The following is an 8,877-nucleotide window of genomic DNA, read 5'->3' as shown; positions in this document are numbered from 1 at the left end:
TTTTTTCTTCCTTCTGAATACTGAATTCAGAATTGCTGAATTCTTCTTCAAACTGGTAACTGATAACTGATAACTGATAACTGGTAACTGATAACTGTTTTGAAATCTAACCACTTAACCCAGAAACACTATCTTCCCCAAAATAAACTGCCAAATCATCAATCAAAGCTTGAGGTATGGGAATACCCGTTAATAGACGTTCTTCGCGAGTGATGGCTTCTAGTTCTCCTGGATAATAAATCGGTTGGTTGACATCAAGGCGGGGGGTTTGTTTAAGGGAGGCGATCGCACTTTGCACCCGTTCCTCAAATTCCTCTCGATTCGTCCAAGCCTCTACATCTAGTACCCAAAAGAAATGTCCTGTACCGTTAGCACTATCATGAATTGCTTTAGTTTTAAACATGGCTGCTGCGGTACCCAAAAGTGGACCGCATAATAAATCTGCGACGAACGCCAACCCAGAACCTTTATAAGAAGCTGGCAAATTCACCGCCACCTGCTTGGGGTTCTGGGTTGGTTCTCCTGCTTCCGTGAGTCCCCAACCCAAGGGTATCGGTAAACCCTGATAACCAAAGTGTTTGACTTTACCCCCACTCACCGTTCCGGCTGCCATATCCAAAATGATGGGTTGTGGTGTCCCTGTCGGAATTCCCCAGGAAATCGGATTGTTACCAAGTTTTGCTTTTCTTCCCCCATAGGGAGCAAGGTCTACACCATTCGTATCACTGGTAGCAAAACCAATCATTCCTGCCTCAGCAGCCATGCGGGTATAGTAACCTGCCATACCAAAGTGATTGCTGTTGCTGACGCCAACAACTGCCATACCAAACTGACGTGCAGCGGCAAGGGCTGTATCCATTGCTACTTGCCCGGCATACTGTCCGGGAGTGCGATCGCCATCAATCCGAATCATAGTCGGGCGTTCTGAATTCACGCGCAACTGAGGCTGAGGATTGATTCGCCCACTTTGTAGACTTTTGACATAACCGATAATTTGTTGCAAACCGTGAGAATCCATTCCACAAAGGTTTGCTTCTACCAGATGCGTCTTCAAAGCCTCTGCGACTTCTCCTAATAGCTGGTAGGGTGAGAGAACTTCATCTAAAAAACTATACAGGGATGGGGCTGAGATTTTGATGTAGCTTGACATGGGGTTTGTAGACATCAAGTGTATGGTAGTTAGTTTGCCATTCTGTATTCGGACATTCTTTTAGACGCACATAACGAATTGTTTCAACCCGCCAACCACACATATCGTGTGCGCTAGGTGCAGGGAGTTTTTCTAAAACCGTTGAGGTGATTTTAACTTCAACAGGTAATGGTTCAGTACTCCAGACACTTGCTACAACCACAGCCTTTTCACCTAAAACCTGCAAGCGTAACTGCAAGGGAATTTGACTATTGTTCCTTGTGATGAGATTTTTATAGCCATAAGCCACCGTTGCATCTTGACCAAGAGTGAAAAAGCGCGTTTCTCCATGAGCATCAATCGAGTGGTTATAGCGTTCTAGAATATCACAATCTGCCCAAAGGAGTGCTTGGAACAGAGTCGTAGAAATTTGACATAATCCACCTCCGACATCAGTCATGAGGCGATTTCCTAGCAAAGTGGGACCCTCTCGAAAGCCATTCGCAACAGTAGGACGCGCAACACGATTCCAAAAGTCGAAAATTTGCCCAGGATTTAAGATGAGTCCATGAATATCCTTCGCCGCCAGTTGCATATTCCAGAGGCGATTTTCGTTGACTTCAGGAAAACCAGAACGCTGTTTAATTGGAGTGGTTATTTCACTCCATTGGTAGCAGTAGCTGGAGTTTTCTGTGTCTTGTATGTAAGCATGGTGAAATGCATAGCCTTGCCAAAGCGCTTTAGTATCTTTAAGTTTTTGGCGAATTAAGGCTTTTAGGCTTTGGGGTAATTGATTCATGCTGTTTTTAAATCTGAATTTTCAGTTATTAAGTAATACCTTTTAGCAGTTAACTGTTACGCATTGCAAGTAAAGTTTATTTACGTGAACTTTGATATGAAACCGCAGATACACGGAGTATTGCACGCAGATAAAATCTATAGCACTTCTGGTGTTGGGTGCAATATACAGTTGTAGAGACGTAGCCCTCCGGGTTCGCCAGTCGCCTGACGCCACATTCTTCAACGGGGGGAACCCCCGCACAGAAGTGGCTCCGGAGGGAAACAAGGACCGCAGCGCTGGACTCACATGCTACGTCTCTACATTATGGGTGATGTATGTGATTCAAATCAGAACCGCTATAGTTTCTGCGTTTCTTGCATCTGATACGATTCAATTTACACCCTCAAAGCCTGCTTGCGTAAACTTTGAATCGTAGAAATAGTATGTTCTGCAACTTTGTCAATTTCCTCAATTGTGTTGAAGCGTCCTATACCAAAGCGTATCGACGCATAAGCCTGTTGTTCTGAGTGTCCCAATGCCATGAGAACATGGGAAGGTGCAGTCGTTGCTGAGGAACAAGCAGAACCAGAAGACACCGCCATCACTGGTTGTAATCCCAGCAATAGTGCAGATCCGTCTACTCCTTCAACACTGATACTTAAATTTCCTGGGAGTCGCTGGGTGGGATGTCCGTTCAGATGAATTCCTTCTAATTGAGAAAGTTTTTCCCACAATCTTTGTCTTAACTGTGTGAGGCGTTGGTTTTCTGTTGCTTGTTCTTCTAAAGCAATCTCAACCGCCTTACCAAATCCTACGATTTGCGGTGTATACAAAGTGCCAGAACGCATACCCCGTTCGTGTCCACCACCATGCTGCTGAGGAGCAAGTTGTACTCTGGGATTGCGGCGACGGACATATAATGCACCAATACCCTTGGCACCGTAGATTTTATGTGCTGTTAGCGACATTAGGTCAATTTTCATTGCTTGCACATCAAGAGGGATTTTACCAATAGCTTGGGCGGCGTCGGTGTGGAAAAGGACATTGCGTTCTCGACACCTTGCACCAATTTCTGCCAATGGCTGCAAAACCCCAATTTCATTATTCGCAGCCATCACCGAAACGAGAATTGTCTCAGGACGGAAAGCTTTTTCTAACTCTGTTAAATCAATCAGTCCATCTTTTTGGACTGGAAGGATTGTGATTTCAAAACCAAGAGTTTTTAAATACTTGCAAGGGTCAAGAACTGCACTATGTTCTGTTGCAACAGTAATAATATGCTGTCCTTTTTGAAAATAGGCTTCTGCAACACCTTTGATAGCTAAATTATTCGCTTCTGTCGCACCACTGGTGAACACAATTTCTTCTGGAGTGGCGTTTATGGCTGTTGCTAAAATTTCTCGTGTTTGCTTAACAGCAGCTTCTGCTTCCCAGCCATAAAGGTGATTGATGCTGGAGGGGTTACCAAAGTGTTCTGTAAAAAAGGGTAGCATTGCTGCTAGTACTCGTTCATCTACAGGTGTGGTAGCGTGAGAGTCGAGGTAGATAGGGCGACTAGACATAATTATCAAATTAAAATTGTACCCAGTTTCTTTAATATACTGAGAACCTTATATAATTCATTCTCGCGTCTCAAAAGTGTAAATTGGTCAGACAAAGCATACTCTGGCTGATTTACCCTAGTAAGTTTCAGAAAAATAAAATCACTACCATTCATGACTAACCCAAATAGAGGTTTTTCTAATTGAGGATTAGCTAGCATATAAGCGAGTGCTTGGGGAATAGCTTCTAGAAGAGAAAAACTAGCTCTTTTAGATTCAATTATCAATAACCATAATTGTTGTTGGATAACTAACACATCAATACGTCCACGTACAATTTCTCCCTCGTCCTCCAAGGAAATCTCTATAGATTGTTCACTTTTAATAAAAAAAGGATCATCATAAAATCCAGCCAGACTGAGTAAGGGGGATAACACCACTAATTTCACTGCTTCTTCCAATAAAGGAGGACGTTTGACTAAACGAAGAAAATGAAACTTTACTCTGTCTAGATATTGCTTTTCTAAATCCGTAATATCTGGCAAAATATCAAACCATTCTGTAAAAAAATCTTCATTCTCAGCCTGTTGTAGCCCAAATCTTTCTTCTAAATAGCCAAGGGTGACGTTTTGTGCTTGGATGACTTGAATCATAGTTTTTTATACTCGTTATTATCTTAATGTTAAACTCTGATGTCATATCCTATTCTGGCAAAATTGTACGTTTAGTCATTGACGAGTAAGATAGCCATAAGAGCAGACTCACTGTTGAGGTTTCTATGACTCTCACCATCCAGGATTTAGAAAGACTGCAAGAAAAACTACAAGAAGACCAGCGCGACTACCAGCTAGAACTACAAGAAGGTAACATCATCGTCATGGGACCATCAGATATTGAATCGAGTGAAATTGGGGCTGAGTTTATTTACTTACTCAAAACCTGGGTTAACCCCCGCAAACTTGGACGGGTGTTTGATTCCAGTGGTGGCTTCATCATGCCAAATACTGACTTACGAGCACCAGATGTTTCTTTTGTATCAGCACAAAGACTGAAACGTACTGTACGGGACTTTGCTAACTTGGTTCCGGATTTGGTTGTGGAAATTAAATCGAAAACAGACCGTGTTCGTCCAATTGAAGAGAAGATTCAGCTATTTTTGCAATTGGGGGCGCAAGTTGGGATACTGATTAATCCAGATAAGCGAAATGTTAGTGTATATCGTCGAGTTGGTGAAGTGGAACTGCTGGCGGGTGAGGATAAGCTAATTATCCCAGAGTTATTTCCTGGTTGGGAAATCGCTATTTCTGAACTATGGCCTCCCGTGTTTGAGTAATATCAACGGTAGAACTGTTATCTTTAAGGTTGTGAAACTGGATGTCGTAAGAGTCGAATTAGCTCACGTCCTGTAATTGCTCCATAAGTAGCACCATCTGCAGCAGTCCCAACAACATAAACGACTATCGGCTCTGTAATGCGTACCACTGAGTATATAGCAACACTTGCAATCATCCCCACAAGAAAGCCCGAGACAGCGCCTACAATATATGCCGATATCCACCAACCAGCATGCAAAACCTGTCGCCTCAGCACCAACCATTGCGTGATTAATTCGATGAGGAGCGCACAAGAGAGCTGATATTGATCTACACGACCTGTCACAAAAAACCGTTGGAGCGGATATAGATATACAATACTTGCCAACAACCACCAGCCAGCCCTCCGGATTCTCCGGCGTAGTACCAACCATTGCGTGATTGGAAGCAATAAGCCAAAGGTCATCATACCCACAACATTAGCAAAAACCCACTGATTCCATAAGCGTTTTTCGATGGGTGTAAGCTGAAATTTCACAGGTGGTTTAGATCCACTTACTGGTTGGCTGGATGTTGGTTGAGGTGTTCTTACTGGCTGCGTAGGTGGAACTCCAGGAGAATTTACTGGTGGAGTTGATGTGAAAGGTCGCTGAGGCGGATTCAAAGCTTGGTCGATCGCTGCCAACCGTTGTAAAATCTCCTGAGTATTAGCAGGTCGCTGACTGGGTAAATGCGCCATCATTCGGTCAATCAAATCAGCAAGAGTTGGCAAGATATTAGGAGTATGACTACGCCAGCGTGACTCATTATTGTAAGAGTCATAAATTGCTGGGTCAGTTGGTTCTTTTCCTGTGAGCAAATATACAAACGTGCGTCCCAAAGCAAAAAAATCAGACTGTGGTACAGCTTGACCACTCATTTGCTCTGTTGGAGTATAGCCTGCGGAAACAACTCCTGTAACATTACCTTGAGACTGTGCCGACCAGTAGGTTTGTGTAAGTGCCCGTGCTGTGCCAAAATCAATTAGCACTAGATGCCCATCTGCCCTAAGCATAATGTTAGGTGGCTTGATATCCCGATGAAAAAAGTTCTGGCTGTGGACTTGTTGCAGGATAGTGACAATCTCAGTCAACCATTGCACTGCTAACTTTTGATTTATAGGGCGATGATCTCGCTGTCTCATGTATTCATACAAGTCCAACCCCTCTACTTTCTCCATCACCAGACAATGCAGGGGCTGTTGACTATTTCTAGGAAAATAGACAAAGTAGTTGTTTGATTCCACTTTGGGAATTCCTGGATGATTCAACAGAGCAAGAACTTCTGCTTCCCGCTGAAATAGTTCTACCGCTTTGGGTTGATTGTTGATCAGAACTTTGAGAACTTTAGGAATGTTGCTTCGTACCTCGTTCACCTCATATGTCACACCAAAGCCACCACCTCCTAGCCGACGCATCGCCCGATAGCGTCCTTCTAGCAACAGTTCTGAGCCACAATTTTGACAAAACAAGATGTTGTCAGGATTCTCAGGCTTCTGGCAGTGAGGATTTATGCACAGGCTCATTGGTTTGGCAACAGTAAATATGCAAACATCATAACCTACAGGAGAAAATAAGCTGCTGCCTGATACACAACCTGAAATAAATCTGGCGTTGCTGATTTTAAGTATGAATTCGATATAATAAGAGACTAGCCTGCCTCCACAAGATTCGTTTGTCTAGCCACGACTTTTGTCGTTCGGCAATCTTAACCTGCAACTTTGATACACAATGACTAAAGATATGCGACGCGACTTTGCCAACCGCGATGAGTTGGTAGCCTACCTCCGCGAACAATTTCCCAAAGCCACAGAACGCGATAACCACATCAGCAAAACTGTGGGTGGACGCAAAGCTGCTGTTGAGGCACTACAAAAAGTAGACCCTGCACGCTACGCGAAAACACGTAACTTTTTTACAGGTGCGGTAACGCGATTATCTCCTTATATTCGCTATGGTGTTCTCAGCTTACGAGAAATTCGGGATGATGTCCTTGGGCGCGTCAAACACCAAGATGATGCAACTAAACTTGTGAATGAGTTGGGTTGGCGTGACTATTGGCAAAGGCTTTATGTGAAGCTAGGCGATCGCATCTGGAAAGACGAAGAGGAATACAAAACTGGATATACTATCGCTGAATATGCCCCAAAATTACCTGATGATATCAAACAAGGCACCACAGGACGAGTGTGCATCGACAGCTTCAGTCAGGATTTACGAGAAACTGGATACTTGCACAACCATGCACGAATGTGGATGGCAGCTTATATCATCCATTGGCGACGCATTCGTTGGCAAGCGGGGGCAAAATGGTTTCTGGAACATCTTCTAGATGGTGATCCTGCAAGCAATAATATGTCATGGCAGTGGGTAGCCAGCACTTTTAGCCACAAACCTTATTTTTTCAACCGCGAAAACCTGGAACGCTACACCGAAGGCGTTTATTGTCGAAAATGCCCTTTATATGGTAAGTGTGACTTTGAAGGAAGTTATGAAGAACTAGAAACGCGGCTGTTTCCTAAAGGGGAATTTACGAAACAACCTAATAGCCAAAGTTGGCAAAAAGGAAAGAAAGGTAAAAGGTAAAACTAAAAGCAGTTGTCACAGCTACAAAATTTTTGAAATGGCTGTATCTATCTGTTTCAGCAGCACTTCAAGAGTGGAAGAATTATCCAACACAACATCCGCACGGGCTACTTTTTCTGCTATCGACATTTGACTTTTGATACGGGCTTGTGCTTGGTCTAAAGTTAAGTGATTTCGCTGCATCAATCTTTGCAGTTGCTGTTGTTCAGAACAACTGACTACCCAAATTTCTGTGACTAAATCGGTCATTCCTGCTTCAAATAGCAAAGGGATAACTAACACCAATGTTTGTGCAGGTGATAGGGCAATTTCTTTGAGAAAGCGATCGCCCACATAAGGATGAATTAAACCCTCTACCCAGATGCGTTCCTCTTGCTTGTTAAAAATAATCTCACCCAGCTTTTGACGGTTGAGGTTACCGTCTGTGAGTAAAATTTCTTCTCCATAGCGTTGAGCAATTTCTTGTAAAATGGGCGAACCGACAGATACAGCTTCTCTGGCATAGATATCTGCATCTAAAATGGGCAAGTTGTAAGCACTAGCCAAATAATTAGCAACAGTCGTTTTGCCTGTCGCAATACCTCCAGTTAACCCGATGATGCGTTGAATCATGATATCACGTCCGGATGACTATTAAAAAAAGAACCTCACCCCGCCCTCCGGGCACCCCTCTCCTTAGTAAGGAGAGGGGATGGGGGTGAGGTTTTTTATTGTAAGTAATTAGGTGAACTTGATGTGAGTTATTTTTAGTTTTTTGAATATGAAACCGCAGATGCACGAGTTTTGGACGCAGATAAATTATCTCTGTGCAAAGCTTGTACATCCGCAGTTATGATTATGAATTTGTTGACCATTTTATCAGTGCTTGAGTCAATCCATCTAAGGTATATTCCTCAGCTTCTACATCTACACGACCAAATATGGAACGACAAGTTTTAGAGGTTTGAGGACCAATGGAAGCAATACAAACTCCATTTAATGCATCAGTTACCAAAGATTGATTGTTCTGAGAGTCTTCAAAGAATATCTTTTGTGCAAGTTGATAGAAAAATTGTACAGTTTTGGAACTCGCAAAGGTAATAACATCTACAGTTCCACTTTCAAGGGCTAACTCTGCTGAAGGAGATACACTTTTGGGACAGCAAGATTGATAAGCCGCTACTTCTATCACTTCTGCGCCTTTTGCGGTGAATTGTTGGACTAAAATTTCCCGTCCGCCGCTTTCGACTCTGGGAAACAAAACTTTTTTACCTGTGAGTTCTTCAGGAAAGTTTTCCACCAAAGAATCTGCAACAAAGTTAGGAGGAATAAAGTCTGGTTGTAGACTGTGTTGATTGAGACGTTGAGCCGTTTTTTCACCAACAACGGCAATTTTGATTTTAGCTAAAGCACGAGCATCTTTACCCTGTGCGAAGAGTCTTTCAAAGAAGTAGCCTACACCATTAGTGGAAGTGAGAATTAACCAGTGGAAGTCGGATATGTGGGCGAT

9 protein-coding genes are annotated in these 8,877 nt (G+C 43.1%); 2 read left to right on the top strand and 7 right to left on the bottom strand.

Translation table 11 applies throughout. From position 1 onward, the window contains the following. Positions 1 to 106: 106 nt before the first annotated feature. The 4 genes from DP116_RS24695 to DP116_RS24680 form a co-directional block, all read right to left on the bottom strand. Positions 107 to 1,150, bottom strand: coding sequence for an Ldh family oxidoreductase (locus tag DP116_RS24695; protein ID WP_169157674.1), 1,044 nt, complete (start codon positions 1,148 to 1,150; stop codon positions 107 to 109). Further along, positions 1,110 to 1,928 carry a VanW family protein gene (locus tag DP116_RS24690; protein ID WP_169157673.1) on the bottom strand — a complete coding sequence of 273 codons (819 nt, stop codon included), beginning with the start codon at positions 1,926 to 1,928 and terminating at the stop codon, positions 1,110 to 1,112. The genes DP116_RS24695 and DP116_RS24690 overlap by 41 nt, the downstream gene beginning before the upstream one ends. Before the next feature lie 377 nt (positions 1,929 to 2,305). Then, entirely contained in the window at positions 2,306 to 3,472 is a 1,167-nt protein-coding gene (locus DP116_RS24685; protein WP_169157672.1) for a cysteine desulfurase family protein, read from the bottom strand. Positions 3,473 to 3,477: 5 nt separating this feature from the next. After that, positions 3,478 to 4,104 carry a type I restriction endonuclease gene (locus tag DP116_RS24680; protein ID WP_169157671.1) on the bottom strand — a complete coding sequence of 209 codons (627 nt, stop codon included), beginning with the start codon at positions 4,102 to 4,104 and terminating at the stop codon, positions 3,478 to 3,480. Positions 4,105 to 4,229: 125 nt separating this feature from the next. On the opposite strand from DP116_RS24680, the gene DP116_RS24675 reads away from it, so the two are divergent. After that, positions 4,230 to 4,784: a Uma2 family endonuclease gene (locus DP116_RS24675; protein ID WP_169157670.1), complete on the top strand. Its 555-nt coding sequence runs from the start codon at positions 4,230 to 4,232 to the stop codon at positions 4,782 to 4,784. Between the two features lie 23 nt (positions 4,785 to 4,807). Here the strand turns inward: DP116_RS24675 and DP116_RS24670 are convergent, their stop codons facing one another. Continuing rightward, positions 4,808 to 6,328: a serine/threonine-protein kinase gene (locus tag DP116_RS24670; protein WP_169157669.1), complete on the bottom strand. Its 1,521-nt coding sequence runs from the start codon at positions 6,326 to 6,328 to the stop codon at positions 4,808 to 4,810. A 205-nt stretch (positions 6,329 to 6,533) separates the two neighbouring features. Between DP116_RS24670 and DP116_RS24665 the strand changes: the two genes are divergently transcribed. After that, complete coding sequence (locus DP116_RS24665) at positions 6,534 to 7,388, top strand: FAD-binding domain-containing protein (RefSeq protein WP_169157668.1); 855 nt, start codon at positions 6,534 to 6,536, stop codon at positions 7,386 to 7,388. 21 nt (positions 7,389 to 7,409) lie between these two features. Here DP116_RS24665 and coaE read toward each other — a convergent pair whose 3' ends face one another. Continuing rightward, positions 7,410 to 8,000: a dephospho-CoA kinase gene (gene coaE, locus DP116_RS24660; protein WP_169157667.1), complete on the bottom strand. Its 591-nt coding sequence runs from the start codon at positions 7,998 to 8,000 to the stop codon at positions 7,410 to 7,412. A 223-nt stretch (positions 8,001 to 8,223) separates the two neighbouring features. Beyond that, a partial coding sequence (locus tag DP116_RS24655) for a uroporphyrinogen-III synthase (protein ID WP_169157666.1) occupies positions 8,224 to 8,877 on the bottom strand: 654 nt, incomplete at its 5' end.

It is taken from the genome of Brasilonema bromeliae SPC951, assembly GCF_012912135.1.
GTDB lineage: Bacteria > Cyanobacteriota > Cyanobacteriia > Cyanobacteriales > Nostocaceae > Brasilonema > Brasilonema bromeliae.
This window is presented reverse-complemented; position numbering and strand designations above follow the sequence as displayed.

Excerpts from the sequence above, each read along its gene's own strand:
- DP116_RS24675 (WP_169157670.1), top strand. The coding sequence starts at position 4,230 with ATGACTCTCACCATCCAGGATTTAGAAAGACTGCAAGAAAAACTACAA.
- coaE (WP_169157667.1), bottom strand. The coding sequence starts at position 8,000 with ATGATTCAACGCATCATCGGGTTAACTGGAGGTATTGCGACAGGCAAA.
- DP116_RS24695 (WP_169157674.1), bottom strand. The coding sequence starts at position 1,150 with ATGTCAAGCTACATCAAAATCTCAGCCCCATCCCTGTATAGTTTTTTA.
- DP116_RS24680 (WP_169157671.1), bottom strand. The coding sequence starts at position 4,104 with ATGATTCAAGTCATCCAAGCACAAAACGTCACCCTTGGCTATTTAGAA.
- DP116_RS24670 (WP_169157669.1), bottom strand. The coding sequence starts at position 6,328 with ATGAGCCTGTGCATAAATCCTCACTGCCAGAAGCCTGAGAATCCTGAC.
- DP116_RS24685 (WP_169157672.1), bottom strand. The coding sequence starts at position 3,472 with ATGTCTAGTCGCCCTATCTACCTCGACTCTCACGCTACCACACCTGTA.
- DP116_RS24665 (WP_169157668.1), top strand. The coding sequence starts at position 6,534 with ATGACTAAAGATATGCGACGCGACTTTGCCAACCGCGATGAGTTGGTA.
- DP116_RS24690 (WP_169157673.1), bottom strand. The coding sequence starts at position 1,928 with ATGAATCAATTACCCCAAAGCCTAAAAGCCTTAATTCGCCAAAAACTT.